This window comes from Brevibacterium renqingii, assembly GCF_017808105.1.
GTDB lineage: Bacteria > Actinomycetota > Actinomycetes > Actinomycetales > Brevibacteriaceae > Brevibacterium > Brevibacterium renqingii.
The window spans coordinates 226,550-251,955 of the sequence record NZ_JADBHF010000004.1 but is presented as its reverse complement, the minus strand read 5'-3'; the positions used below and the strand labels follow the sequence as shown (position 1 = coordinate 251,955).

The window sequence follows — 25,406 nt, the reverse complement described above, 5'->3', positions numbered from 1 at the left end:
GACAGGGCAAATCAGCCATACCAGGACCAGCGACCAGACCCCGTTCAGGGCCTATGAATAAATATAGGGGCACCCCCTTACGGGAACAGGGCAACTGCGCTATCGTCGGTGGCACCGTGACCCGAACGAAGGAGAAGCTGATGAATACACCAGAGAACATCGTCTACACCGCCAAGGCAGAGATCACCGGAGGTCGGGACGGACACGGAGCCACCGACGACAAGATGGTCGACGTCGACCTCCGCACTCCCAAGGAGCAGGGCGGCCCGGGCGGCGGCACCAATCCCGAGCAGCTCTTCGCCGTGGGCTACGGAGCCTGCTTCCAGGGCGCACTCGGCCTGGCGGGCAAGGAGCAGGGCATCGACACCTCGAAGTCCGTCGTCAACGCCCAAGTGGGCATCGGCAAGGAGGGCGAGAGCTTCGGCCTGTCGGTCAGGCTCGAGGTCAGCCTGCCCGATGTCGATCACGAGACCGCGCAGAAGCTCGTCGATCGCACGCACGAACTCTGCCCGTACTCGAAGGCCACCCGCGGCAACATCCCGGTCGAAGTCGTCGCCGTCTGACAGCGGTGCGGGACTTCAGCCCTCCTCGTCGTCTTCGTCGAGGGTGCTGAAGTCCTCGACCTCGCCGGGGCTGCCCGCGATGAGGATCTCATCGTTGGCGTAGAGGGTGACATCCTGGTCGGCGATGTCCCAGCTGTCCTCACCGTCGCGTCTGAACGCCACGACGCTGACCCCGTACTCGCGCCGGACATCGAACGACGCCAGCGGCGAATCCGAGATGCGCACCGGCGGTGCCGTGCGCGCCAGCACGAAGTCCTCGCTGACCGGCATGAAGTCCGACATGTTCCCGCGGATGAGATGCGCCGTGCGGCGCCCCATGTCGTTCTCCGGGCGGATCACATTGTCGATGCCCAGCTGACCGAGGATGTCCGCGTGCGCCTGGCTGACGGCTTTGGCCCAGATGTGCCGATTCCCGATCTTGAGGACCTTCGAGGCAGTGAGGATGCTGGCTTCGAGGTCGTTGCCGATGGCGATCACCACTTGACTGACATCCTCGAGGCCGAGCTGGCGCAGCACGGTCTCATCCGTCGCATCCGTCCGGGAGACGAAGGCCAGTTTGTCAGAGTACTGGGCGACGACCTCCTCGTTGATGTCGATGCCGATGACGTCGACGCCGTAGGCGGCCAGCTCCGTGGCCAACGACCCGCCGAAGCGCCCCAGACCGATGACGGCCACGGCGCCGTGATGTGCCATGGGGTGAGGGTTGCCCATGAAGAACGCCGCCGGTCGCGTGCGCCACTTTCTGCTCTTCATATCCATTGTCCTTTCCGAACCGGGATGAGGTCTGACTGCGAGGAGCCGAGGCGGCTCCGGGCCGCTCAGCCGATGAGCGGCCGTTCGACGGGAAGCTCATAGCGGGTGGCCCGTGCCCGCAGCGCCAATCCGGAGGCCACGGTGACCGGCCCCAGACGTCCGAGGATCATCACGAGGATGAGGACGATCTGGCTCATTGCGGGCAGCCCGGTGGTGATTCCGGTCGACAGGCCGACGTTGCCGAACCCGGAGATCACTTCGAAGAGGACCCGGTCGAGCCCCAGCTGCGGTTCGTCGAGCATGAGGAGGGTCGTGGCCGTGGTGATGAGAGCCAGGGCCAGCACGATCACTGTCGTCGCCTGTCGATGAGCCGAGTGGGCCACGCGGGCTCCGAAGAGGTTCGTCGTGGTGCCTCCGGTGATCTCGGCCCAGGCCATGGCCAGCACCACCAGAACGGTGGTGATCTTCACGCCGCCGGCGGTGCCTGCCGGGCCTCCGCCGACGAACATGAGGATGTCCATGCCGAACCAGGTGGCAGGGTGCATCTGCGAGATGTCGACCGAGCTGAAACCGGCCGTGCGCGTCGTCGTCGATTGGAACGCCGCCGCCTGCAGCTTGCCCCACCAGTCGAACCGGCCCAGAGTGCCGGGATTGTTCCATTCGACGGCGGCGATGAACACGGTGCCGGCCAGGAGCAGCACGGGAGTCGCGACGACCACCGCACGCGTCGTCATACTCCACATCAGCGGAGCCCGGTAGCGGCGGACGATCTCGACGAACACCGGATACCCGAGCCCGCCGAGGATGATCGCCGCGGCGATGGGCCCGCACACGAAGGGGTCGGCGGCGTAGTCGGCGAAACTGTTGGAGCGGAGACCGAAGCCGGCGTTGTTGAACGCCGAGACCGCATTGAACACCCCCTCCCACACCGCGTTCCCCGCCTGTTCGCCGTAGTGGGTGAAGAAACGCAGGAACAGCAGCACCGCGACGATGGCCTCAGTGACGACGGTCAGGCCGATGATGCGCAGCACCATCGGACCGACGCCTCCGATCGCGGAGGTCTTGGCCTCGACGGCGGCCGACTCCCGGAGCCTGAGACCGGCCTTTCCCGCAACGAGCATGGCCAGCAGAGTGGTGAGCAGGAGGACGCCGAGCCCGCCGGCTTGGATGAGACCGAGGATCACGGCTTGGCCGAAGAACGTGAAATCGCTGCCGGTCGTGAGCACTTCCAGACCCGTGATGCTGATCGCCGAGGTGGCAGTGAAGAGCGCAGACAGCAGGGAGATTTCGCCTGGGGTGGAGGTCGCGACGGGCAGCATCAACAGGCCTGTGCCGACGAGCAGAGCCGCGAGGTAGGCCACGAGCACGCGGTCGATGGCATTGCGATGGGGATTATGCACTATCGGCATGCTGTCGACTCCGAATGACTTCCGCCATTGTCACCATGGCTCAACAGTACCCGTCATACCGCTTCCGAAGCGCCTCCAGCAGCATTGCCAACGCCCGCTCCTGGGCCTGGGACAGGATGTCGAGCGGTTCGCCCGAGAAGTGGTGAACCGCGGTCTCGACCTCGCCGTCGACGATGACGGCCAGACACGTCGTCCCCGGCTCCTGGCCGTCCTGACCTTCCGGACCGCCGGCGCCGGAGGCGGCGACGACCGCGTCGGCGTCCATCATGTCACTGACGGACCGGGCCATCGCCTCCACTGCCTCGCGGGAGATCACCGAGCCGCGCGGGACCTTGAGAAGTCGATGCTTGACCTCACTCGAATACGCCACCACCCCGCCCGCGAACCAGTCTCCGGACCCCGAGGCTGCGGAGAGGTGGCTGGCGATCCTGCCGCCGGTGAGCGACTCCGCTGCCGCGACCCGGATGCTGTGTTCGGTGCAGAACTCGGAGAGGCGCTCGGCGACCTGCGCGGCGCTGTTCTCATGCTCTTCAAAGCTGGACACGTGCGTACTCTACTCCGGATCGTGCGGACCCGGTCGCGGCGAGGAACGGGTGCGGTGACTCACCTTATGGGCGGACGGCGCGTTCGTCGCTGGTGTGGCCGGGAGTGAGGTCTCCCAGCTGGGAGGCGTGCAGGGGTGTGAAGTCTCCCGCGGATTCGGCAGAGAGCACGTGTGCTGTGGTGCACACGTGGTCGCCTCCGTCGTCGAGCATCGCGACGCGATCGACGAGGAGGCGATTCGGCAGGTCCGCAAGCAGCGGTACGCCCTCCTCGGTGACGGTGACCTCGAGGTCCGTGAACTTGTCCGCCTCGGAACCGGAGCGGGAGCCGAAGTGGCGCGCCAGCTCCACATCGCTGCTCGTGAGGAAGTGCACGGCGAAGTGGTCGGAGCGCAGAGCCACCCGGTAGGTGTGGTTGGCCTTCGACAGCCAGAAGCAGTACCGCTGCGGGCTGATGCTCGCCTGCGAATGGAACCCCACGAGGCAACCGGCCCGTTCGCCCTCCGCCGAGGTGGTCACGACGATGAGCGGGGCATCGACCGAGCCCATGAGAGCGTCGAAGCCGGTGCTCATGACCGTCCCTCTTCCGGCGGCTTCGCCTCGTAGCGGAGGAAGAGCGTGTCATCGGCGACCATCGTGGACTGCAGGGCGAACTGCGCGATGCCCGTCCCGGGCGGGGCGACGCTCACCGGCAGCTGGTCACCGCCCATCATCGGTGAGATCGACAGGCACAGTTCGTCGAGGCGGTCGGCTGCGACTAGCTCGCCGAGCCAGCGCGGTCCACCTTCGCAGAGCACGACGCGGTAGCCGAGACCGGCCAGAGCCTGCAGCGCCTTCGCCGGTTCGACGCGGTCCTCGCCGGCGATGATGATCGTGGCCGCCTGTTCCGCAGCGGCCAGCCGCTCGGGATCGGCTTTCGCGCACGTGATGACGATGGTGCGCGCGTGCTCGGGTGCTCCGGCGAAGACCTGGGAGGACCAATCGAGGTCGAGGCTGCGACTGACCACCGCCACCGGCGGCATCTCGGACTGGCCCCGAACCCGGCGCTGCGTCTGGGCGTCCTCGTCCAGCCGCATCGGCGCATACCCTTCACTGCGCACCGTCTGGGCGCCGACCATGACGACATCGGCGATCTGCCGCATCCGACGGAACAGGTCCTGATCGGGTGCGGTCGACAGGGCGCCGACGCGTCCATGGATGGAGGCGGTCCCGTCGAGACCGGCCACCATGTGTCCGGCCACCCAGCATTCGTGCCGCGGCTGGGAGCGGTCGACTGCGAGATAGGGCGCCAGCGGATCCGGGATCGGTGCACTGCGTTCGAGAGGCTCCATCTGTGCAGTCTACTCAATCGCTCTCTGCTCAATCGCTCCATGCGTCGTCGGTGAAGAAGCCGTCGATCCAGCCGGGCAGTCGGTGGCCGTCCTTGGCAGTCGGCAGCGTGTAGGGGGCGACGTGGAAGCCTGCCTTGTCGAGCTTGCGCATAGTGTTCGTCGGCAGGTTCTTGCTCGGTCCCACCCAGTCGATGCCGGCGTCCTTGATCTCGGAAGGTGATTCCTTCGGCAGGGTCGAGCCCATGAGGTAGAGCGAGGTGTAGCCGCGGTCGGCGATCGTCTTCGCCGCCGAGAAGTCGAAGGACTGGACGATGAGGGAGTCGGCGAGGCCGCGATCGTCGAATTCGTCGAGCACCCGGTCGACCTCCGCCGAGGTGGCCCCGGGCTTGATCTCGGGGACGAGGACGACCTCGCCGCCCAGCTCGTCGAGCAGCTCGTCCAGGGTCACCGTCGCCGCCTCGGGGCCGCCTGTCGGATGCTTGATCGTCGCAGAGTCCCACTCCTGCCGGCTGAGCTCGCGGACGGGTCCGCTGACGCCGTTGAGTGTGCGGTCGGCGGTGTCGTCGTGGATGAGCACGGGCGTGCCGTCGGCGAGGAACTGGATGTCCATCTCGGGCAGGAACCCGTCCCGCGCCGAGGCGGTGAACCCTTCCATGGACTCCTCCGGATAGACGTCGGCACCGCCGCGATGGGAGATTGTGGTCGGGAATCCGAGCTCGGAGACCGTGTCCGGAGCGGCATAGTCGTGTGCTGCCGGTGAGCCGAGGGCCGCGGGATGATCGGTGGCGGCCGAACCGGGGCCGGAGGCAGCCGCCGGGGTGAGAGCGGTGCCGATAGTCGCGGAGGCTGCGAGCACCGCAGTCGCGAGGAATGGACGCATATGTGTCGAGGTCGTTGTCTGAGTAGCCACGCTGGTGAGGCTACGGAGGTCAGGCGTCCGAACGGCGAAGAGCCGGTGAACGCGACCGGCAGAGGAGGCGAACGGGCAGCGAACCGTGCCAGGCGTCGGAGTGCCGGGCATCGGACAGGGCGCGAATTCGCGGGCATCCCGCTGAGGATCGTGCACACCTGGTCAACGCCGACCGGTGACTCTAATCTCTGTGGCATGGTTGCAGACTCGACGATCGGAAACCCCCCGGTCGATTCCCGCCCGGCTCGGGGTCGGCAGGACGAAGCGATTCTGCTCGAATACTCCAGGCCGGTCGCGTTCTACGTGTGGGCCACGGCACTGCCCTGGGGGTTCTGGTTCGCAGCGGCCTATCTCAGCCATCTGCCGGTGCAGAGCACGGAAGTGCTCGTCTCCACGCTCGTGTTGTCATTGGCCGGCCTGTTCTCTCCTTTGGCAGTGGTCGTCGCTCTCATCCGGCGCAGTCCGAGGCTTCGAACGGATATCGTCGAGAGGCTGAAATGGCCGAGAGCGGACCGAATGCCGTGGGTGCTGACCGCCGTGCTCCTGGTCCCGGTCAGCCTCATGGCTGCCCAAGGGCTGTCGTTGCTCTTCGGCCATGGTGTGGACCAGTTCTCCCTGCGCGGAGGCTTCACATTCTCGACCGGTCTCATGCCTGCCTGGGTGACGCTCATCGGAGCCGCGATCGTCGAGGAGCTGTCCTGGCACAGCTACGGCACCGACACTCTGGTGCGGAAGATGCGGGTCTTCTCCGCTTCGATGCTCTTCACTCTCATCTGGGCGCTGTGGCACGTGCCGCTGTCGTTCATCGACGGCTACTACCAGAATGAGGTGGTCGAGTCGGGTGTGCTCGCCACTCTCAATTTTCCCGTCTCGATGATCGCCTTCGTACTGCTGATGAACTGGCTGTACTACCGCTGCGGACGCAGCATTCTGGTGCCCGTCGTCTTCCATGCTTCGGCGAACATGTCGGCGGAGATCTTCATGACCGAGCCTGACTCGAAGCTCATCCAGACGGGGATCCTCCTCGTCGTGTCGGCAGTGATCCTCGTCAGGGAGCGCTCGCTCTTCTTCGACCGGCCGACACCGTCCCAAACGGTCTGACTTCAGAGGATTTCGGCGAACGTGCAGAGAATGATCATGACCAGAAGAAGAGGTGTGCCTACTGGCATTTGGAGGGTCATTCATTAGCATTTCTATAATGGACACCGACCCCAGAAGCACTTCAGCGCGCCCCTTCCCTCACCGCTTTCCCCACCGCGGCCTGCTGCCCGAAGGACGCTACTACACCTTGACATGGGGCATCGGTTACGACTTCGGCGGGATGACCACGGTCGCCCTCGAACGCAGCTCGGCGTTCGCGCGCCTGGACAATCGCCGGGTAGACATTCTGACCTTGAGCCCGGAGCTGAAAGGCCAGGAACGAGAACTCGAGCTTCGTGACGAAGGGCGCATCGATCGCCGGGTGAAGGTGCAGAATCTCTGGCAGGACCTGACCACATGGTCGGATCGGAAGCTGCGCAGAATGATTGGCACCGAGGAAGCCGACCCGAGGTCGACTGCTGACGTGCTGCAGAGAACTGGGCAGGACTGGTCTGAGTTCAGGCGAGACTCTGAGAAGCGACTTCTCCAGGTCGACCGTTACCACGATCGCGGCCACCTACTGGTCGTCGATCGCCAGGATATGAAGAAGCGCGGCCGACGGGGAGGACGTCGGATCACCCTGTTCGACCGCGAGCAGAAGGCTATCGCGCAGTGGTCCACGGCCCGCGAGTTCTATCAGGCGTGGCTCGACGTCGTCATCGGAACGAGGAAGACCTTCCTCATCTGCGATTCGGCTTTTGTCGGCAACTTCGTTCATGAGTATCGACGCGACAATGTCATGCTCTGCCAGGTGGTTCACAGTCACCACCTCGACGGTGCGGGTGACGGAGTCCACAGAACGTTAGCCGAAGGTAAGTTCGGTCTACTGAGCAATCTCGATGCCTTCGACCTGGTCACAACGCTCACAGACGAACAGCGTCGAGACATGGACGAGCTTCGGCTGACTACAGACAAGCTGAGGACGGTCCCGAACTTCACAGACGACCTGCACGGTGATCCGACACTGCTTCGGCCGCGCGGCAGGGGCGCGATGATCGCGCGTTTGGTTCCCGAGAAGCGAGTCGAAGATGCCATCACGGCCATCGCACACGTGAGAGCCGACAATCCGGACGTGACTCTCGACGTCTACGGAGAAGGCGAGGACAGACCGATGCTGACTGATCTCATCGATGAGTCCGGTGTGACGGGTGACATTCGGCTGCACGGTCACACGACAGGTGCCAAATCGAAATTCCACACGAGCTCGTTCAGCCTCCTGACTAGTCGGTTTGAGGGGCTGCCCCTTGTCGTGCTCGAAAGCATGTCCGCAGGCTGTATCCCGATCTGCTATGCGATGGATTACGGCCCGGCGGATATCATCGAGCACGGGGTGAACGGCTTCACAGTTCGTCCCGGAGATGTCGACGCTCTGACAGAGACCATCCTGCAGTTCCTCTCGATGTCGGATGACGAGGTGCGGACGATGAGACAGAGAGCGATCGAGAGAGCCGCCGACTTCTCTGAGACTGCGATCGTGCAGAGATGGGGGCAGGTGTTGGCAGAGCAGTCTTTCACGCCCATCGTTCACCTCGATGAGCTGCATGCCCAACTCCGAGGGGCAGAGGCGGCCGCCACCGGAATCCAGCTCGACGTGGACATCTCCGGACTCGGCTCGTTCGTTCCCGAAGCTGCGTATGTCTCGTGGAAGTCGCGTGCAGGCTGCTTCTACGGACGGGTTGCAGCCAGTTGCCGGAACAGACTGCTCACTGTCACGCTGCCGGCAGCCGGATTCCCTGACGGCGTCGATGGATACCTTGACTTCTCGGTCGATCTCATCGACGGAAGAAGCTTCAACCGGGCCCGCATCGCCGGCGCCGATGACGCGATCGCGAATCAGGCCGGCAGGATGGAGCTCTATACGACCAAGCATGGGAACCTCAGCGCTCGAATGGCTCACAGGCCGGTCGATGTGACCGGCGGATCAGCTGACCTCACATCCACTTCTTCGTCTTGAACACGACGTAGAGCACGATGCCGAGACCGAGCATGAGGCCCAGCGCCATCGGATAGCCGAAGGCCCAGTGGAGTTCGGGCATATCGTCGAAGTTCATACCGTAGATCGCGCCGATGAGGGTGGGTGCGAAGAGGATCGCGGCCCAGCCGGAGATCTTCTTCATATCCTCATTCTGACGCTGGGCGACGAGCGTGGAGTTGACGTTGAGGATCTGGGACAGGGCCTCCCGCAGCTCACCCGCCTCGGCGAGGACCCGGGTGAGGTGGTCGGTGACATCGTCGAGGTAGGCACGCAGCTCGTCGGGGATCGCATATTTGGCGGCCCCGTTTCCCAGCGCCTGCGTCAGGCGATTGAGATGCGTGGAGTTGTGGAGGACGTCGATGACCTCCTGACTGAGCAGGTAGATGCGTTCGGCCGCGGCGGTGTCTCCGCTGAAAACCTGCCGTTCGATGCCGTCCTTGTCGTCCTGCAGACCGTCGAGGACGGGGAAGTACGTATCGACTGCGGTATCGAGGAGCCGGTACACGAGGGCTTCGGGGCCCAAAGAGAGCAGCTGACGGTCGGTCCTCCAGCTGCGCTTCTCGTTCGTGAAGTAGGCGGTGATGTCCTCGACGCGTTCGGGGATCGGAGTGCCGTCGATGAACCGGTCGCCCTGACAGATGATGACCAGAACGTCGTCCTTCATGAGCAGGTGGAACTCGTTGAACTCGACCTCTTCGATCGCATCGCGGTACACCGCTGCTTTGATGACGACGAAGAGGACCTCGTCGTAGCGATCGACCTTGGCCCGCTGGTTGGCGTGGAAGAGATCGTCGACGACAACGGGGTGCAGCTGCCAGGTCGAAGCGATCTCCTCGAGCAGTCCGGGAGTGGAGCGGGGGATGACGACCTGCGTGATCGAGCTGGGAGCGCTCGGACCGGAGTCCTCCGGGTCGTGTGCCGACAGTGCCTCGGAGAAGGACCGGGCGACGCGCATCTCCTGCGGTTGGCTGTCGATGATGCGGCGGCTGAAGAGCGTCGGCGCCTCGGGGACCGTCGCCTTCGAGGCCATCGACGATCGCTTGCGCCGCGTCGGCCGTTCGGACTTGTGCCTGCGTGCTCTGGCCATTGGGCTCCCTTTCCTCTGACAGCCCTTCAACGGTACTGCACACCACCGCCGGCTTCAGGAAGCAGCAGGACGGACGCGGAACCTCAGCATCGACAGATTCTCCGGTGAGGGGAAAATCGCTGGGTCCATCTCCTGGGCCCGGCACTAGACTGGGAGACAGCAGCGCTCGAATGAAACGATTCAGCAGACTCCTTGTCTGCTGAGAAAGAAGGCGAATACGGCGAAGTGCGCCGAGCTGAGCAGGGGGATGCCGCTCAGACATGTTCTTCAACTTCCACGTCGCACATACGGTCGAACTCACCGAATAGACGCGTCATCTCATCGATGAGAGCAGCGTCAGCCAGTCCGACCCTGAATGCGATCGCAATTGGTACCCGAAAGAAGGTGCTGAACAATGACCGCCACAATCGAACAGGCGACTCCGGACGCTCCCGAGGTCCCACGGAGCAAGGGCAAGATCATCGTCGACTGGATCACGTCGACGGACCACAAGACGATCGGGTACATGTATCTGCTCGGTTCGTTCTTCTTCTTCTGCGTCGGCGGCGTGATGGCGCTGATCATCCGCCTCGAGCTCTTCGAGCCCGGCATGCAGATCGTCGAGACCAAGGAACAGTACAACCAGCTGTTCACCATGCACGGCACTCTGATGCTGCTGATGTTCGCCACTCCGCTGTTCGCCGGCTTCGCCAATGTCATCATGCCATTGCAGGTCGGTGCCCCGGACGTGGCGTTCCCACGTCTGAACGCCTTCGCCTTCTGGATGTACCTCTTCGGGTCGCTGATCGCGCTGTCGGGCTTCCTCACCCCGCAGGGAGCCGCGGCCTTCGGCTGGACTGCCTATGCTCCGCTGAACAACACGACTTTCACGCCCGGCGTCGGCGGCAATCTGTGGGTCCTCGGACTCGCGCTGCAGGGCTTCGGCACGATCCTCAGCTCTGTCAACCTCATCACCACCATCATCACGATGCGCGCACCGGGTATGACCATGTTCCGCATGCCGATCTTCACCTGGAACACGCTGATCACCGGCATCCTCGTGCTCATGGCCTTCCAACCCCTGGCCGCGGCGCTGCTCGTCCTCGGCGCAGACAGGATCCTGGGCTCCCATGTGTTCAGTCCGGGCAACGGGGGACCGATTCTCTGGCAGCACTTGTTCTGGTTCTTCGGCCACCCCGAGGTGTATGTGATCGCGCTGCCGTTCTTCGGCATTGTGACAGAGATCTTCCCCGTCTTCAGCCGCAAACCGGTGTTCGGGTACAAGGAACTCGTGTTCGCGACCATCGCGATCGCCGCGCTGTCGGTCACGGTCTGGGCCCACCATATGTTCGTCACCGGTGTGGTCGCGTTGCCGTTCTTCGCGTTCATGACAATGCTCATCGCGATTCCGACGGGCGTGAAATTCTTCAACTGGATCGGCACGATGTGGCGAGGGTCGATCACCTTCGAGACTCCGATCGTGTGGGCGATCGGCTTCCTGGCGACGTTCCTGTTCGGCGGACTCACCGGTGTGATCCTGGCCAGCCCCGCACTCGATCAGCAGGTGTCGGACACCTACTTCGTCGTCGCGCACTTCCACTATGTCGTCTTCGGCACCGTCGTGTTCGCGATGTTCGCCGGGTTCTATTTCTGGTGGCCGAAGTGGACCGGCAGGATGCTCAACGAGAAGCTCGGTCACATCCACTTCTGGATGCTGTTCATCGGCTTCCACGGCACTTTCCTCATCCAACACTGGCTGGGTGTCCACGGCATGCCGCGTCGCTATGCCGACTACCTGCCTCAGGACGGTTTCACCTGGTTGAATCAGGTGTCGACGGTCGGTGCGATGCTGCTGGGTCTGTCCATGGTTCCGTTCTTCTGGAACGTCTGGATCACCGCCCGCAACGCGCCGAAGGTCACCGTCGACGACCCCTGGGGCTACGGAGCCTCGCTCGAATGGGCGACCTCCTGCCCACCCCCGCGCCACAACTTCGCCACGCTGCCGAAGATCCGTTCCGAACGCCCCGCGTTCGATGCGAATCACCCGGAGCTGCTCGAATACGCGGCTCCCGAAAGTGGACCCCACCTGACAGGAGACAGCACACGGTGAGAGCGAACTCCTCGGGCTTCCGTACGCACGTGGGTTAGAGTGGCAAACGGTCGGCATCGCCGCGGACCGGAAGCCCACCATGAGGGAACTGCGAGCACGGAGCGGTAGAACATGACACGAATCCTCCTCCGCATCTGGCGCCGCTACCGGGATACAGCGCTCTTCGTGAAGATGACGGTCGGATTCGTCCTCGGACTGATCGTCGCCCTCGTTTTCGGGGAGCAGGCGCAGGTGCTGTCACCGATCGGCGACATTCTGCTCAACCTCCTGCAGCTGATCGTCATCCCGATCATCATGGTGACGCTGATCGACGCGGTCAACAGCACGCGCCCCGGAAACCTCGTCAGGGTCGCTTTCAAGACCTTCGCCTTCTACATCCTCACGACGATCGCCGCCGTCGTCATCAGTCTGTCCCTGGCGCTTCTGGTCAAGCCGGGGACAGGGCTCCACCGCCCCGAGAAGGGCGCAGAGACACCCAAGGCGCCCTCGTTCGTCGATCAGCTCGTCAGCATATTCCCCGAGAACCTCTTCAAGGCTCTGGTCGACGGCAACATCCTCGCTCTGATCTTCGTCTCCATGGTCGTCGGCCTCACCCTTGCAGGGATGCGCCGCTCCTCGGATGAGACGATCTCCCGTTTCGGGAAGCTCGTCTACGATCTCGTGCTCGCAGCCAAGGAAATGACGTTCCGCATCCTCGCCGGGATACTCCAATTTGCGCCGTTCGGCGTACTTGCCCTGGTGGCGAGTGACATCGGCAGCCAAGGATTGGATGCTCTGACGGCCCTGGGAAAGCTGACCGGCGTCGTCTATGCGGGACTGGCCGTGCAGATCCTCCTCATCTATATTCCGCTGCTGCTGATCAATCGGATTCCGATCGGCGGGTTCTTCCGCGTCGCCGGGGCGCCGATGGCCACGGCATTCACCACGCAGAGCAGCTCCGGGACCATCCCGGTGTCGCTCGAGGCGACGAGGAAAGCGGGAATCCTCCAAGAGGTCGCGGGCTTCGTCATCCCCTTGGGAGCGACCATCAACATGGACGGCGCTGTCATTCGATTGGGAGCATCGGTGGTGCTGGCTGCCAATATCGTCGGACATGACATGTCCGTGCTCGAACTCGGCGCAATCGTCCTCACTGCCACGTTCGTCTCGATCGGCACTGCGGGAGTCCCCGGTGCCGGTCTCATCGGGTTGACGATCCTGCTGCAGCAAGCCGGTCTGCCGCTCGAGACCGTTGCCTTGGTGGCGGGTGTCGACGTCCTCCTCGGGATGGGCGCGACGATGATCAACATCACCGGCGACCTTGTCGGAGTCCATCTCATCGACAAGAGCGAGAAGCGCATCAGCGAGGGCAGTCGCGGATTGTAGCGTCTTCACTGCATTCACGGCAGGGGTAGCGATGACCTTGACCTTCTGGAATCGTGAGGCACAGTCCGCATTCGTGCTCACCCGAAGATATGACGAGGAGGAGCTCCCAATGGACTACACCCGACTCGGGGATTCGGGCCTGTACGTGTCGCGACTGGCACTGGGCACCATTCCGTTCGGATCCGGTGGAGGATTCGAGAAGATCGCAGGGATCCGCGGAGACGACGCGCGACGCCAGTTCCGCGAAGCTCTGGATCGCGGAGTGAATTTCATCGATACAGCCAATCTCTACTCCGCCGGCGATGCGGAAAGGGTGCTCGGCGAGATCATGGGCGATAAGCGCGATGATGTCATCCTCACGTCCAAAGCGCGGATGCCCACCGGGGAGGGACCCAATGACTCGGGGGCAAGCAGACAGCATCTGACGCGAGCGGTCGAAGACAGCCTCGAACGACTGCGCACCGATCACCTCGATCTGCTCTACATCCACCAATGGGACGGGCAGACGCCGATCACGGAGACCATCTCCACCGTCAACGAGATGATCCGGGCCGGAAAGATCCGGTACTGGGGAGTCTCGAACTTCAGCGCCTGGCAGCTGACGAAGACGGTCTATGAAGCGCGACTGGCAGGACTCGTAGGTCCGATCTCCCAGCAGGTGTACTACACGCCCGAGGCCCGCGAGATCGAATACGAGATGATCCCGGCCGCCCGCGACCTGGGAGTGGCGACATTCGGCTGGAGTCCGCTGGGAGAAGGACTCCTCAACGGGAAGGTCAGGAGAGGTCGGCAGACGCCCTCGGACACTCGACAGGGGACCGGTTGGCCGGAACCGCACGTTACCGATTGGAAGCGAGCCTATGACCTCATCGAACTGTTCGCCCAGATCGCCGATGAGCTGGGCTGGTCGATTCCACAGGTAGTGATCTCTTGGATCCTCGATCGTCCAGGTGTGGACGGCACGGTGATCGCGGCTCGGAAGTTCGAGCATCTCACCGAGGACCTCGATGTTGCGGAGCTGACGCTTCCGCCGGAGGCCCGGGATCGGATCACCGCGGCAACGCAGCTGCCTGCTTATTATCCGCACTGGCACAGGATGATGACGGCGCAGGACCGCCCCGAACCGGCCGAGGCCGAATTCCACGCCGAGCAGCGCCGACACGTCTTCGGTGACGATGCTTAGCTCGACATGACAATGAAGATACGAACGGGGAAGAAGGTGCCTGACCATGCGCAGTGATGAGTTCCTCAAGAACGTCACCGAAGTCGGCGGGCCCAGCGATCCGGAGAGCGCTGCCGTCGTGACCCGGACGGTGTTGGACGCTCTCGGCAAACAGTTCAAGGGCGGAGAAGCGGCGGATCTGGCCGCGCAGCTTCCTGCTGAACTGCAGGAACCGCTCCAACGGCACGGTTCGGAAGCACCGCTGACCGACGATGTGGATGGTTTCCTCCGCCGTCTGGCTGATCAGCTGGGCGAGGGGATCGACCCCGAAACCGCGAGAACGTATGCGCGTGCAGTGCTTTCAACAGTGGACGCAGCAGTGTCCGAGGGCGAGAACGACGATCTTCGCTCACAGCTACCCGCTGGGTTCGCCCCGCTCTTCGAGGACTGATGACTGAAACCGCAGTGGCCAACACTGGCGGCATGAACACAGGTCGCACAGCGCCCATCGGAGGCAGATGAGGATGCGCAGCAGCGACCTGGTCGCCGGGAAGACCCATCCGTTCCTCTGAGGGCTGCGAATACTCAAGTATGGACAAAGCTATTCAGACACGAGGGGCGAAACTGGCCGGTGTCATCGAGTACTGGAATCTGTCTCTGGAGGGAGTGTGGCTGCACTACGCGAGCTTGGGCGGTGAGATGAGCGAGCTCGAACTCGACGCCTATCTCCACGGGGCCTACGGACTCTCCGGGTACCAGCACGACATCATGGCGCAGGCCGTCAACGAACTCATCGACATGCTGCCGGTCCCGCCTCGGGCGTCATTCAGCAGCGAACCCGATTTTAACGAAGTCGAACCGCTCGCACCGGGTGACGTCTTCGGAGGATAGCTTTCACACAGGTGAGTCGGCGTCCTGAGACTGTCAGGAAAGGTTCTGTTCCATGTATCCGGTGTAGACGAGCCTTTCCGCCTGTTCATGAAGTTTGATGTTCGATACATTGCTCACTTTGACGAGAAGTAGGAAAGCCTTGTGCTCGTCGATCCTGTAGCGCTCCATGAGGATTCCTTTGGCCATGCCGATCATGTCGCGCGAGACGAGAGCCGAGTGGAGCTGGGACACTTCCTGGGAACCGGCGAGGGCGACCGCCGCGTGCGCTGCGACGATGAGTCCGACATGTTCCGATTCGTCGGAGAACGCCTGTGGTCGACTGGAGAAGATGTTGAGCGCGCCGAGGGTCTCGGCCTCGACGAAGAGCTGGAACGCCAACATGCTGCGGATGGGAGTCTCATCCGCAGCCCGCCGTGCGAAGTCGGGCCAGCGCGTCTCGGTCCGCATATCGGGGATCCGGACCGTCTTCTGTTCATATATGGCGTCGAGGCACGGCCCTTGGCCCTCAGCCGTCTGGATCTCATCGACTCGTGTCGGAAGCTCGCTCGTGGGGGCCTTCGGGGTGACTGTCCTGCGTCCTTCGACGAGGCTGATGGAGCTGTGCTCCGCACCGGGGATGATCGACACGGCAGCTTCGGCGATGGCCATCAGGAGCTGGTGAGGAGTCTGATTCTGAAGCTCGCGTGCCATCTCTCCGAGGGCGATCGCCAGTACGTCCTCGCCCGCCTGTTCACCCCGGTCGTGTTCGGACGGGAGTCCTCGAGTGTTGTCATCTGAGCTCAATTCCTGCTCCTTCTCGTTGTACAACTTCACGCCCGGAGCTGCTGTACTCGTCATTGTTCAATATTCCAGCACCGCCCGGGCCGCTTCAAGAGTATGAGGAGGGTGAGATCGAAATCAGGAGTGTTTACCGGAGTTCAAGCCTGGAGACATGCTCGACAGAGGGCAGTCAAGGGGTTCGCAGATGGAATTCAGGGTGAGCACAGACGGGCATGCACAATAGGGTGCATGACCTTTCTTCCGGCAGAACTGCCGCATACCGCAGTCCGTGGTGCCAATTTTGCGCAGGCGGTAGCCAAACTCGCTGCACAGAGACTGCGTGAACGGGTTCGCGAGTCACGGCTTTCGGATGAGTTCACCCCCAAAGACGACGACGAGTTCGTCGCGGCCGTCCATTTTGCGGGAGATCTCAGCTCGGTCTATCAGCTGGAACAGTGGCTCTGGCCTTTCGAACAGTTGGCCGCCCACCTCAAGGATGAGGGCTACAGCAGTCGGCCTTTCGGAATCATCGTTCGGAATGCGACGGTCGCGGAGTATCTCAAAGGCATCACTGAGTTCCCGGTTCGGTTCTCGCGTCTGACGTGCGGACTGGACAAGTTCATGAACTCCTCGAGCCTTCGCGTCGTCTTCTACGTCAATCAGGCCACCAGTAACTTTCATTCGCTTCGGTATCCGGAGCCGGCCCACGTTCACCTCAGCCACGGTGAGAGCGAGAAGATCTCGATGATCTCCAATCAGCTCAAGGCCTATGACTTCGTCTTCACCGCAGGACAGGCGGCCAGAAAGCGGATCGGCTGCACGCTCTACGGAATGAGTGACGATCGCATGCTCGACGTCGGACGGCCGCAGCTCGATCAGCCGCGCTCCATTCCCCCGTCCTGGAAAGAGTTCAAGCACGCACACCCTGACGGGAAAGTGGTGTTCTATGCCCCGACGTGGGAAGGAGACTCTCCTTCGATGGCGTATGGGACAATCGCCTACAATGGCGAAGCCATCGTGACCGCGCTGCTCGAAGCCGGCTATCGAGTGATATTCCGCCCTCATCCGCGGACCGGAGTCATGAAACATGACTTCGAAAAGGCGCTGGAAACGGTGACGGAGACTATTGAGTCTCATCCCCGTGGCTTCCTCGACCAGAGTTCCGATGTGTCGTGGCAGTTGGACGAGGCTGATGTCGCTGTTGTCGAGATGTCGGCAGTGGCCTTCGACTGGCTCGTCTCCGAGAAACCATTGGTCATGGTCCGGCCCCATGAACCACGAGCCGAAGTCCTTGACGGCGGACTCCTCGATCGATGTCCGACCATCGGGCCGGCTGATCGAGAGAACATAGTCGACCTCATCGACGAGTCGATCGCACAAGGAGACTCGATCCACACTCTGGCGAACTTCTACCTGGGCGAGACAGCAGCAGGCGCCCAGACTGCACGTTTCATCCGCTCGAGCGAACAGGTGATCGAGCGGCGAACCGATGAGCACCGGCTGAAGTGCAGCGGTTGAAGCACGTTACGCTTTCGTAACCTGACGTTACAGAATGGTAAACTACCGCAGGACAATTTCTGCGGCCCACTTGGTGGGCAACGAACACTGGACGGATTCTGCAATGCGACGAGTCATCACGTACGGAACTTTCGATCTGCTCCATTACGGACATATCCGACTGCTTCAGAGGTGCAAGGAACAGGGCGACTACTTGGTGGTCGCGCTCTCGAGCGACGAATTCAACGCCGGCAAAGGCAAGAAGTCGTACTTCTCCTACGAAGAGCGCAAGCACATGCTCGAAGCGATCCGTTACGTCGACCTCGTCATCCCGGAGGACAACTGGGAGCAGAAGGAGACCGATGTCGACAAATACCATATCGACACCTTCGTCATGGGTGACGACTGGGAAGGAGAGTTCGACTTCCTCAAGGACAAGTGCGAGGTCGTCTACCTGCCTCGTACGCCCGAGATCTCGACGACTCGCATCAAATCAGAGCTGGGTAAGCCCTGACCACAGCGGTGTGAGCTTCGCGCTATCGTGGCTGGATACCATCCATGGATCTGAGAGGAACGGACGTGCCCGAAGAGTCTCCGGCGAAACATCCGACTTTGGCGGAGCTTCGGGCCAAGGCGCAGCCGATCGAAGTTCGCAGCAGAAAGAATGCAGAGCACTGGTCGGCCCAGCTCTATCTGCGTCATATCTCGATCTATTTCACGATGCTCCTGGTCCGCACGAAGATCAGTGCCAATGGTGTCACCGGTCTGATGATCCTGGCGGGTTGGTGCATCGCCGCCAGCCTGCTGATCCCTGGCATCTGGGGTGCGGTCCTCGCCGTGTTCTTCTCTCAGGTGCAGATGTACATCGACTGCTGTGACGGTGAGGTCGCACGGTGGAGAGGCACCAGCGGTGCCAAGGGAGTGTTCCTCGACAAGGTCGGTCACTACACCACCGAAGGGCTCGTCGCAGTGGCTCTCGGAGTGAGGGCTGTGGGGGAGTGGAACAACCTGATCGATGACCCCGCCGGCTCGTACCCGCTGCTACTTGCCGGAACCGCTCTGGCCGCTTTGGTCCTTCTCAACAAGGCACTCAACGACATGGTCCATGTTTCACGAGCATTCAACGGCCTCGACAAGCTCGCTGATTCCAAGGAAGCCACCGAACTCGTTCCGGGGACGGTCGCCACACTCAAACGGATCGCACGCTTCGTTCCCTTCCACCGCATCTTCCATTCGGTGGAGATGTCACTGATGGCGCTGCTGTCGAGCATCGTCACCGCAATCGCAGCATCGGCAGGGGCCGAACCGCTGTTCGGCGAGCGTTGGCTTGTCATGGTGATGGCTCCGCTGTGCCTGCTGTCCGTCATCGGACACTTCATGTCGATCATGGCATCGAGGAGGCTGTCATGAACGACCGCAAGTACACCTTCGGCGTCGTCGTGCTGAGCCAAGGCAAGAGACTGGCCGAGCTCAACCGAGGGTTCGAATCGCTTTTGGCACAGAAAGGCGTGGAGCTCGACATCGTCTGCGTCGGCAACGGTTGGGAGCCCGAAGGCATCCCCGAGGAAGTCAAGAAGCTGGGACTTCCCGAGAACCTCGGAATCCCCGCCGGGCGCAATGCCGGCGTTCCCCATGTGGCCGGTGAGTTCCTGTTCTTCCTCGACGATGACGCCTGGCTGCCCGACGATACGACACTCATGCGGATGGCGCAGCTGATGCGCACCAAACCGAGAATCGGCCTGGTCCAACCTCGGGTAGAGGAACCCGGGGGACCGGACGCGCCCAAGCGATGGATCCCGAGACTGAAGAAGGGCACGGCCGACCATTCGTCGAACGTGTTCTCAGTGTGGGAAGGCGCGGTCTGCATGCAGCGACGGGCGTTCGACGAGTGCGGCGGATGGCCCGCACCGTTCTGGTACGCCCATGAAGGCATTGAACTCGCCTGGCGAGTGTGGGACGCCGGGTACATCGTCTGGTACATGGGCGACCTCGCAGTCGCCCACCCTGTGATCGACCCCAGGCGCCACGACGAATACTTCTATATGAACGCCAGGAACCGCGTCTGGCTGGCCAGACGGAATCTGCCGTGGCCCTTCAGCTGGGCGTACGTTGCCTCATGGACACTGATGCAGTGCCTCAGGTGGGCCAACAAGCCCCACCAGCTCAAGGCCTGGATGGAAGGATGGCGTGCCGGTTGGCGGCTCGACCCGTGGGCCCAGGACGAAGACCGCCGGAAGCTGTCCGGAAGAGGGGTTCTGCGGATGTCGCGACATGGCCGGCCTCCGATCGTATGAGCACGGGCAGACGCCGCCTCGGCGAGTGTCGTGGGCGCTCATCAGGCCAGTTCAGTTGACCGCTGAGACGCCAGCACCAGCGAACTCTCGCTTCGAGGAATGACAGGGACCGCAGTCGGGTCCGATCCAACCGACTGAGAAACCGAGTGGAGCCGATTCATGCAGTCGTCAGCCCCCGTTGCTGAAAACTCCCCCCAAGCGACCGCTGCACCCAAGACTTCGGGCTTCCGTGCCGATATCCAGGGGCTGCGAGCCTTGGCCGTGGGAATCGTGCTCCTCTACCACCTCTGGCCGGATCGCTTCCACGGCGGGTTCGCCGGTGTCGACGTCTTCTTCGTCATCTCGGGCTTCCTCATCACCAGCCACCTCATCAATAAACCCCCACGGAGCTGGGGCGACATTGCGAGATTCTGGGCGCGAAGGATCCGCCGACTTCTTCCGGCCTCACTCCTCGTCCTGTTCGTCGTCGGTATCGGCACCTTCCTTGCAGCCCCCCAGTCGATGTGGGCCGATACGGGACGACAGATCGTCTCCGCGGCGCTGTACGTCGTCAACTGGGACTTCGCGATCTCGAGCGTCGACTATCTGGCAGCTGACAACGCTCCCTCTCCGGTGCAGCATTTCTGGTCGCTGTCGGTCGAAGAGCAGTTCTACTTCATATGGCCGATGATCATCGGGCTGGCCTTCCTCATCGCCACGAAGGTCGGCCGGTCCAAACGGATCGTCGGCTTCACGATCCTCGGCGTCTTCCTCGCTTCCTTCGTCTTCTCTGTGTGGTACACGGCCGCAGAGCCGGCGATGGCGTACTTCGTCACGCCGACTCGGATGTGGGAGCTGGCAACCGGCGGCCTCGTCGCAGTCTTCGTGATCTATGTCCGCCCTCAGCGCCTGCCATTCAGCTCGCTGCTCGGATGGATCGGACTGGCCGGAATAGTCGTGGGCACGTTCCTCATCCGTGCAGACATGCCGTTCCCCGGCTACATCGCCCTCGTACCGGTGGTCTCGACGGCCCTGGTCATCCTTGCTGACTCGCGTGGTCGCAGGTCCGTACTTCCGCTCCTGTCATTGAGGCCGGTGCGCTTTCTCGGCGATATCTCGTACTCCGTCTATCTCTGGCACTGGCCGCTCATCGTTCTCGTGCCGTATTTCTCGGAGAAGATGGGTGCCTCGGAGAGCCTGGGAGTCCTGGACAACATTGCGATCATCCTCGTTTCGATCCTGGCGGCGTGGGCTTCGACGACGTGGGTCGAGAACCGGTTCCGCAAAGCCTCGCTCTTGGACAGCTCGCAGAGGACCTTCGCCTTCGCGGCACTCGCCATGGCCCTCGTCGCCGCCCTCGGACTGAGCCAGATGGTCGTTGCCAACAAGATCGTCGAGCAGAACGAGGATCGGCTCCAATCGGCACTGGACGATCCGGACTCCTGCCTCGGCGCTGCGATTCTGCTTCCCGGGGCGAAAGACAATCCGAACTGCGAAGGAATGGACTCCTTGCAGATGGAACCGGCCGCTGCCAAGAACGACAAATCGAAAGCCTACGCTGACGGCTGCTGGGCAAGCGCCCCGTATCGCAAGAAGCCCGAATGCACCTACGGCGACGGTTCGAAGCATGTGGCCCTTGTCGGCAACTCTCACGCAGGACATTGGCTGCCGACTCTGGAGCGGTTGGCCGACAAGAACGATTGGACCATCACCACGTTCCTGGCATCGAACTGCGGCATCTCGACACTGCCGCAGCAGCTGTCGACGCAGGGAGAGACCAAGGGGTGTCAGGACTACTCCGACTGGGTCGTCGATCGGACGACTCAAGGCGGGTTCGATGCAGTGATCACCTCCGAACGTCAGTCCACACCGCTCCAGGGCATGGGGTGGGACGAGACCGAGAAGAAGGCACCTGAAGGGCACCGTGACATACTTCAGAGCTGGATCGACGCGAAGCTCGACGTCGTGGTCGTCAGGGACACCCCCTACCCGGGCGGGGAAGACATCAGCGTGCCCGACTGCGTGGCCAAGCATGAGGACGAACTCGAAGAATGCTCCGGAACTCCGGAATCATGGCACTGGATGGACCCTCTGGCCGCCTCGGCCAGAACCTTCGATTCGAAGAGGATGTCCATCGTGTACCCGCAGGACTGGTTCTGCCCTGACGGACGCTGTGAACCGGTCATCGGCGGAGTCATCACGTATTTCGACACCGCCCACATCACCGCCACCTACGCGAAGACACTGGCGCCGCAATTCGATGCAAGCCTCCGTCGAACCGGACTGGGCACTTTCGACTGACCCAACCGGAAGCGTCAGTTCATCGAACTGACAGTCAAGTCGGATACTGTGACCCTGATCGATCCCGACTACCGAATGTTCACCGAGACCTCTGCAAAGGACGAGACGAGTGACCGATAGACGAAACACCGCCGACCGGTACATCAGCAAAGGAAGAGAACTGATCAAACCTGTAGTCCACGGCGTTGCTCGTCGTGCCCTGCCGGTGGTGGAGCGAGCATCAGGCACGAAGTACGTCCGAGAACGCGCTGGCGGGGGAGCAGGGACTGGGAAATCGGCTGGAACTCCGAAGAAGACCGCGGCAGCCACCGCTCGGGCGTACCGCAAGCTTGCAACCTCTCTCAAAGGCAATACAGCCAAGGACATCGACGGTTGGACCGTCGCACCCTCCACGCGAGAGGTCGACGCCAAAGCACGACAGCTGACGCGGATCAAGGCACACGCTGCCCTGTCAGAATCCCTGGCAGGCGGCGCGTCCTTCGGAGTCTCGACCGTCGCGTCGGGGAGAGCTCTCATCGCGGGTGGTCTGCAAACGGAGGCAGTCTCCATCGGACTGAGTCTCCGCAGTCAGCCCGGGAACGAGGAAGCCGGCCGAGCCCTGCTGGGAATGGCGTATCAGCGCTCTTCCGATCCGGAGGTGGCATGGTCAGAATTCGCCCGGATCGACGATCGGGAAATCATCGTCGCCGCAGCCGAAGAATACTATCCGACAGCCATCGATTCCCTTGGGCGTGATGCACTGCCGCTCGTGGAACGTTCGAATGAGTCGGGAGAGACGGACAGGTGGAGCGACAGGGCCGTACTGCGTACTGCCGAGTCAGTCTTCTGCATCGATGCTTTCGACCATGTCCGCACACTTGCCGAAGCTCGCCTCGAGCAGGACTCGGACGAACTCGACCCTGCAGTGGGCTATGAGCTCAAGCGAATGCTCGACTGGCTGCCCGGCGGAAAGCACTTGGAACCGCTTCCGACGACTGCAGGCAAACGCAACTTCGGGGTGCTCAGCTACGACCAGCCGGGCATCCGATCCCGCAACATCGGCGACTACATTCAGACGATCGCCTCGATCGGACATCTGCTCCGCTATGAGAACCTCAGCTTCTCCGGCGACCAAGGGCTCACTGGGCTCTTCGCGAAACTTCGCCAATCGGTCAAAGACGAACGGAAGTACGCGGGACCGGAAGCTGAACTCAACCTCGTCGAGGTCTACCGCGACGGCAACGTCTATCAGGACATCCCCGAAGACACGTGGTACATCGCATTCGGCTGGTACATGCACGACATCTTCGGGAAGTCATTCAACATCCCCTTCCACCCGAACCTTCGCCCGATCCTTCTGTCCGTATTCGTCCGCTATCCGGAGATGCTCACGCAGGACGCCATCGCCTACCTGAAGAAATACGGTCCCGTCGGATGCCGTGACTGGCAGTCCGTCGCAGTCCTCCGTGCCGTGGGAGTGCCCGCATTCTTCTCCGGCTGCCTGACGACAACCGTCGATACGCTGTTTCCTGCGCCGTCGGCGGACCGTCGCACCGGTACGCTGCGCGTCGACTGGACGAAGGACGGCAAGGGACCGAAGAAGAAGCAGACCGTCACAGCGATCCGAGATAAGTCGTTCCCGGAAAACCTCGAACTGGCCCGCAACTGGGTCGCTGACTATGCCTATAAGTACAAACAGGTCCTCACGTCTCGCCTGCACGCGAATCTTCCGGCGCGATCGGTAGGCGCCGAAGTCCAATTCGAGCCGAAGAACAAATCAGATTCCCGCTTCGGTGGGCTGATCGGTATCGATGAAACCGAGTTCGACGCCATCCGGGACGGTATTCTCGACAAGCTGTCCGTGCTGCTGCCGCTCATTGCCGGCGGCGCTTCCGAAGACGAGATCTACGCGAAGTGGGTGGAGATCACCGCGGACGACATGGCTGTTGCGGACGAATATCTCGCTTCGGCACAGCTGCCTCGTGCAGAGAGCACAGCTATCGCAGCAGGGGTGAGCAAGGTCGAACGACCAGTGCCCGAACCTCAGGTCACGGACGTCTTCATGACGGTCGAGAAGGGTGAACAGACTCTGGTCTCCACCGCGGTTGAGACCCTCGACGCTCATGCTTCACAGCGTTATCGAGTGTGGCTGCCGTCGGGTGCGTTGAGTGCGGCGCAAGTCGACGATCTGCAGCCGCGCCTGTCCAAGGGAGACGTTCACGTCCTCGCACCTGTGTCCTTCGACGACATTGCGAACACGAACGATCTGGTGCAGGCTCTGCTGCCGGCCTTGTTCCCCGACCACGACCGCCTCGTCGTCATGCCCGCCGCAGCAGAAGTGTGGGCCGACGTCGCCGAACTCTCGACCATTGATCTCGACGATGCTCTTGTCGCTGCGAAGCATGATGTCAGGAAGAACCGGACGAGTGGGCTCACCCTGATGAGGCGGATAGCCAGCTCCTTCGGAGAAGACCATGTCGGTGCTCTCAAGTTCGTCTTCGCGAGCCACTCCGGCATGAGCGAGGACTTCGTTCCCTTCGATCCGCAGATCATGGTGCTCAACCTGAACGAGCTGCGCAGCGACAGCATCGTCGAGCGCGTCGTGGGTCTGCTGTCAGACGTCGATATCAGCTACGTCGATGCGCTGCAGATCGCAGTCGGCGGCCGGTATCGCGAACTCGACAGCGAGTGGAATGTCTGCGCACAGTGGGAGACATCGGACAGCCCCAAGATCGTCAATTGGCGTCGTCAAGCACATCACTATGGTCAGATGGCATTGAACCGGTGAACTCCGTCGTTTGCAGCACGGCTCTGAGCTCCATCTGAGGAGAGGTAACAACTGTGGAAATGATTGCACGACCGTCCCGCGGCGCTGACGACAACAGCCGATCGTGCGAACCTCCTCTGGGGACCGACGAAGTGCACGTCTATAACGTCTTATGGGGCATTCCCGAATCCATGGGAGGAATGACGACGGCTGCGCTCCGGCGGATACGGAGCTTCCAGAAGTACGGCAGACCACTGTCTCAGACGGTCCTGACCTTCAGCCCACGGATGGACCCCGATGAGACTCGAGCTCGGCTGGTCTCCCAAGGTAAGATGCAAGATGACGTCGAGCTGGTCAACATCTGGCAGGATCTGCGCGGCAGAACCGAAACGGAGCTGAACGCATTGGCAGGAGAGCCATTGCGTGCCCCGGTTCCCGAAGAAGACGGTGAAGTCGCGAACATCACCGCTTTCTACGACACGTTCCGCAGTCCACGCACCGGCAAGGTTATCCGCCGCAATTATCATCGAGCCGACGGGAGTCTGCTGCTCACCGACGTCCGGGACCCGAAATTGGGAACGCGCTTCATTCTCCATTCTCCCTCGGGATCGCC

The 25,406-nt window shown here is 62.3% G+C and carries 22 protein-coding genes; 14 read left to right on the top strand and 8 right to left on the bottom strand.

What is annotated here, in order from left to right; genetic code table 11:
• Positions 1-140: 140 nt before the first annotated feature.
• Positions 141-563 carry an organic hydroperoxide resistance protein gene (locus IHE57_RS06355; protein WP_209371754.1) on the top strand — a complete coding sequence of 141 codons (423 nt, stop codon included), beginning with the start codon at positions 141-143 and terminating at the stop codon, positions 561-563.
• A 15-nt stretch (positions 564-578) separates the two neighbouring features.
• On the opposite strand, the gene IHE57_RS06350 is transcribed toward IHE57_RS06355, so the two are convergent.
• The 6 genes from IHE57_RS06350 to IHE57_RS06325 all read right to left on the bottom strand — a co-directional run bounded on the left by IHE57_RS06350 (position 579) and on the right by IHE57_RS06325 (position 5,508).
• Positions 579-1,316 (bottom strand): potassium channel family protein, encoded by a 738-nt coding sequence (locus tag IHE57_RS06350; protein ID WP_209323641.1) that lies wholly within the window; start codon positions 1,314-1,316, stop codon positions 579-581.
• Positions 1,317-1,381: 65 nt separating this feature from the next.
• A complete protein-coding gene (locus IHE57_RS06345; RefSeq protein ID WP_209371752.1) occupies positions 1,382-2,725 on the bottom strand; it encodes a TrkH family potassium uptake protein in 1,344 nt (447 codons plus the stop codon).
• Positions 2,726-2,765: 40 nt separating this feature from the next.
• Complete coding sequence (locus tag IHE57_RS06340; protein ID WP_209371750.1) at positions 2,766-3,269, bottom strand: CinA family protein; 504 nt, start codon at positions 3,267-3,269, stop codon at positions 2,766-2,768.
• Positions 3,270-3,333: 64 nt separating this feature from the next.
• A complete protein-coding gene (locus IHE57_RS06335) occupies positions 3,334-3,840 on the bottom strand; it encodes a flavin reductase family protein (protein WP_209371748.1) in 507 nt (168 codons plus the stop codon).
• Positions 3,837-4,598, bottom strand: coding sequence for a pyrimidine reductase family protein (locus tag IHE57_RS06330; RefSeq protein ID WP_209371746.1), 762 nt, complete (start codon positions 4,596-4,598; stop codon positions 3,837-3,839). Before IHE57_RS06330 ends, IHE57_RS06335 begins: the two co-directional genes overlap by 4 nt.
• Before the next feature lie 28 nt (positions 4,599-4,626).
• Complete coding sequence (locus tag IHE57_RS06325) at positions 4,627-5,508, bottom strand: glycerophosphodiester phosphodiesterase (protein WP_209371745.1); 882 nt, start codon at positions 5,506-5,508, stop codon at positions 4,627-4,629.
• 195 nt (positions 5,509-5,703) lie between these two features.
• On the opposite strand from IHE57_RS06325, the gene IHE57_RS06320 reads away from it, so the two are divergent.
• Together IHE57_RS06320 and IHE57_RS06315 are read left to right on the top strand one after the other, a co-directional pair.
• Complete coding sequence (locus IHE57_RS06320) at positions 5,704-6,609, top strand: CPBP family intramembrane glutamic endopeptidase (protein WP_209371742.1); 906 nt, start codon at positions 5,704-5,706, stop codon at positions 6,607-6,609.
• Between the two features lie 97 nt (positions 6,610-6,706).
• On the top strand, positions 6,707-8,602 hold the full coding sequence (locus tag IHE57_RS06315) for a glycosyltransferase (protein ID WP_209371740.1): 1,896 nt from the start codon (positions 6,707-6,709) through the stop codon (positions 8,600-8,602).
• On the opposite strand, the gene IHE57_RS06310 is transcribed toward IHE57_RS06315, so the two are convergent.
• Entirely contained in the window at positions 8,580-9,710 is a 1,131-nt protein-coding gene (locus tag IHE57_RS06310) for a magnesium and cobalt transport protein CorA (RefSeq protein ID WP_209371738.1), read from the bottom strand. The genes IHE57_RS06315 and IHE57_RS06310 overlap by 23 nt on opposite strands.
• Positions 9,711-10,104: 394 nt before the next feature.
• Between IHE57_RS06310 and ctaD the strand changes: the two genes are divergently transcribed.
• The 5 genes from ctaD (at position 10,105) to IHE57_RS06285 (ending at position 15,217) form a co-directional block, all read left to right on the top strand.
• Positions 10,105-11,799 carry an aa3-type cytochrome oxidase subunit I gene (gene ctaD, locus IHE57_RS06305; RefSeq protein WP_209371737.1) on the top strand — a complete coding sequence of 565 codons (1,695 nt, stop codon included), beginning with the start codon at positions 10,105-10,107 and terminating at the stop codon, positions 11,797-11,799.
• Between the two features lie 111 nt (positions 11,800-11,910).
• Entirely contained in the window at positions 11,911-13,164 is a 1,254-nt protein-coding gene (locus IHE57_RS06300; RefSeq protein WP_209371736.1) for a dicarboxylate/amino acid:cation symporter, read from the top strand.
• A 109-nt stretch (positions 13,165-13,273) separates the two neighbouring features.
• Positions 13,274-14,347 (top strand): aldo/keto reductase, encoded by a 1,074-nt coding sequence (locus tag IHE57_RS06295; RefSeq protein WP_209371735.1) that lies wholly within the window; start codon positions 13,274-13,276, stop codon positions 14,345-14,347.
• A 46-nt stretch (positions 14,348-14,393) separates the two neighbouring features.
• Entirely contained in the window at positions 14,394-14,777 is a 384-nt protein-coding gene (locus tag IHE57_RS06290; protein WP_209371734.1) for a DUF2267 domain-containing protein, read from the top strand.
• 140 nt (positions 14,778-14,917) lie between these two features.
• The gene (locus tag IHE57_RS06285) at positions 14,918-15,217 is read left to right on the top strand and encodes a hypothetical protein (RefSeq protein ID WP_209371733.1); all 300 of its coding nucleotides are present in this window, start codon (positions 14,918-14,920) and stop codon (positions 15,215-15,217) included.
• Between the two features lie 33 nt (positions 15,218-15,250).
• Here the strand turns inward: IHE57_RS06285 and IHE57_RS06280 are convergent, their stop codons facing one another.
• Positions 15,251-16,054: a GAF and ANTAR domain-containing protein gene (locus IHE57_RS06280; RefSeq protein ID WP_253719949.1), complete on the bottom strand. Its 804-nt coding sequence runs from the start codon at positions 16,052-16,054 to the stop codon at positions 15,251-15,253.
• 171 nt (positions 16,055-16,225) lie between these two features.
• Here IHE57_RS06280 and IHE57_RS06275 point away from each other — a divergent pair, with 171 nt between their 5' ends.
• The 6 genes from IHE57_RS06275 to IHE57_RS06250 all read left to right on the top strand — a co-directional run bounded on the left by IHE57_RS06275 (position 16,226) and on the right by IHE57_RS06250 (position 24,814).
• Positions 16,226-17,494 (top strand): CDP-glycerol glycerophosphotransferase family protein, encoded by a 1,269-nt coding sequence (locus tag IHE57_RS06275; RefSeq protein ID WP_209371732.1) that lies wholly within the window; start codon positions 16,226-16,228, stop codon positions 17,492-17,494.
• 103 nt (positions 17,495-17,597) lie between these two features.
• Complete coding sequence (tagD, locus tag IHE57_RS06270; protein WP_209323628.1) at positions 17,598-17,987, top strand: glycerol-3-phosphate cytidylyltransferase; 390 nt, start codon at positions 17,598-17,600, stop codon at positions 17,985-17,987.
• Between the two features lie 65 nt (positions 17,988-18,052).
• Positions 18,053-18,883 carry a CDP-alcohol phosphatidyltransferase family protein gene (locus IHE57_RS06265; RefSeq protein ID WP_366933869.1) on the top strand — a complete coding sequence of 277 codons (831 nt, stop codon included), beginning with the start codon at positions 18,053-18,055 and terminating at the stop codon, positions 18,881-18,883.
• Positions 18,880-19,767 carry a glycosyltransferase family 2 protein gene (locus IHE57_RS06260; RefSeq protein WP_209371730.1) on the top strand — a complete coding sequence of 296 codons (888 nt, stop codon included), beginning with the start codon at positions 18,880-18,882 and terminating at the stop codon, positions 19,765-19,767. The genes IHE57_RS06265 and IHE57_RS06260 overlap by 4 nt, the downstream gene beginning before the upstream one ends.
• A 159-nt stretch (positions 19,768-19,926) precedes the next feature.
• On the top strand, positions 19,927-22,047 hold the full coding sequence (locus IHE57_RS06255) for an acyltransferase family protein (protein WP_209371729.1): 2,121 nt from the start codon (positions 19,927-19,929) through the stop codon (positions 22,045-22,047).
• Between the two features lie 109 nt (positions 22,048-22,156).
• On the top strand, positions 22,157-24,814 hold the full coding sequence (locus IHE57_RS06250; RefSeq protein WP_209371728.1) for a hypothetical protein: 2,658 nt from the start codon (positions 22,157-22,159) through the stop codon (positions 24,812-24,814).
• Positions 24,815-25,406 lie beyond the last annotated feature (592 nt).

Excerpts from the sequence above, each read along its gene's own strand:
- IHE57_RS06280 (WP_253719949.1), bottom strand. The coding sequence starts at position 16,054 with ATGACGAGTACAGCAGCTCCGGGCGTGAAGTTGTACAACGAGAAGGAG.
- IHE57_RS06315 (WP_209371740.1), top strand. The coding sequence starts at position 6,707 with ATGGACACCGACCCCAGAAGCACTTCAGCGCGCCCCTTCCCTCACCGC.
- IHE57_RS06255 (WP_209371729.1), top strand. The coding sequence starts at position 19,927 with ATGCAGTCGTCAGCCCCCGTTGCTGAAAACTCCCCCCAAGCGACCGCT.
- IHE57_RS06320 (WP_209371742.1), top strand. The coding sequence starts at position 5,704 with ATGGTTGCAGACTCGACGATCGGAAACCCCCCGGTCGATTCCCGCCCG.
- IHE57_RS06290 (WP_209371734.1), top strand. The coding sequence starts at position 14,394 with ATGCGCAGTGATGAGTTCCTCAAGAACGTCACCGAAGTCGGCGGGCCC.
- IHE57_RS06345 (WP_209371752.1), bottom strand. The coding sequence starts at position 2,725 with ATGCCGATAGTGCATAATCCCCATCGCAATGCCATCGACCGCGTGCTC.
- IHE57_RS06355 (WP_209371754.1), top strand. The coding sequence starts at position 141 with ATGAATACACCAGAGAACATCGTCTACACCGCCAAGGCAGAGATCACC.
- IHE57_RS06275 (WP_209371732.1), top strand. The coding sequence starts at position 16,226 with ATGACCTTTCTTCCGGCAGAACTGCCGCATACCGCAGTCCGTGGTGCC.
- IHE57_RS06295 (WP_209371735.1), top strand. The coding sequence starts at position 13,274 with ATGGACTACACCCGACTCGGGGATTCGGGCCTGTACGTGTCGCGACTG.
- IHE57_RS06310 (WP_209371738.1), bottom strand. The coding sequence starts at position 9,710 with ATGGCCAGAGCACGCAGGCACAAGTCCGAACGGCCGACGCGGCGCAAG.
- IHE57_RS06330 (WP_209371746.1), bottom strand. The coding sequence starts at position 4,598 with ATGGAGCCTCTCGAACGCAGTGCACCGATCCCGGATCCGCTGGCGCCC.
- IHE57_RS06335 (WP_209371748.1), bottom strand. The coding sequence starts at position 3,840 with ATGAGCACCGGCTTCGACGCTCTCATGGGCTCGGTCGATGCCCCGCTC.
- tagD (WP_209323628.1), top strand. The coding sequence starts at position 17,598 with ATGCGACGAGTCATCACGTACGGAACTTTCGATCTGCTCCATTACGGA.
- IHE57_RS06260 (WP_209371730.1), top strand. The coding sequence starts at position 18,880 with ATGAACGACCGCAAGTACACCTTCGGCGTCGTCGTGCTGAGCCAAGGC.
- IHE57_RS06300 (WP_209371736.1), top strand. The coding sequence starts at position 11,911 with ATGACACGAATCCTCCTCCGCATCTGGCGCCGCTACCGGGATACAGCG.
- IHE57_RS06350 (WP_209323641.1), bottom strand. The coding sequence starts at position 1,316 with ATGAAGAGCAGAAAGTGGCGCACGCGACCGGCGGCGTTCTTCATGGGC.
- ctaD (WP_209371737.1), top strand. The coding sequence starts at position 10,105 with ATGACCGCCACAATCGAACAGGCGACTCCGGACGCTCCCGAGGTCCCA.
- IHE57_RS06285 (WP_209371733.1), top strand. The coding sequence starts at position 14,918 with ATGGACAAAGCTATTCAGACACGAGGGGCGAAACTGGCCGGTGTCATC.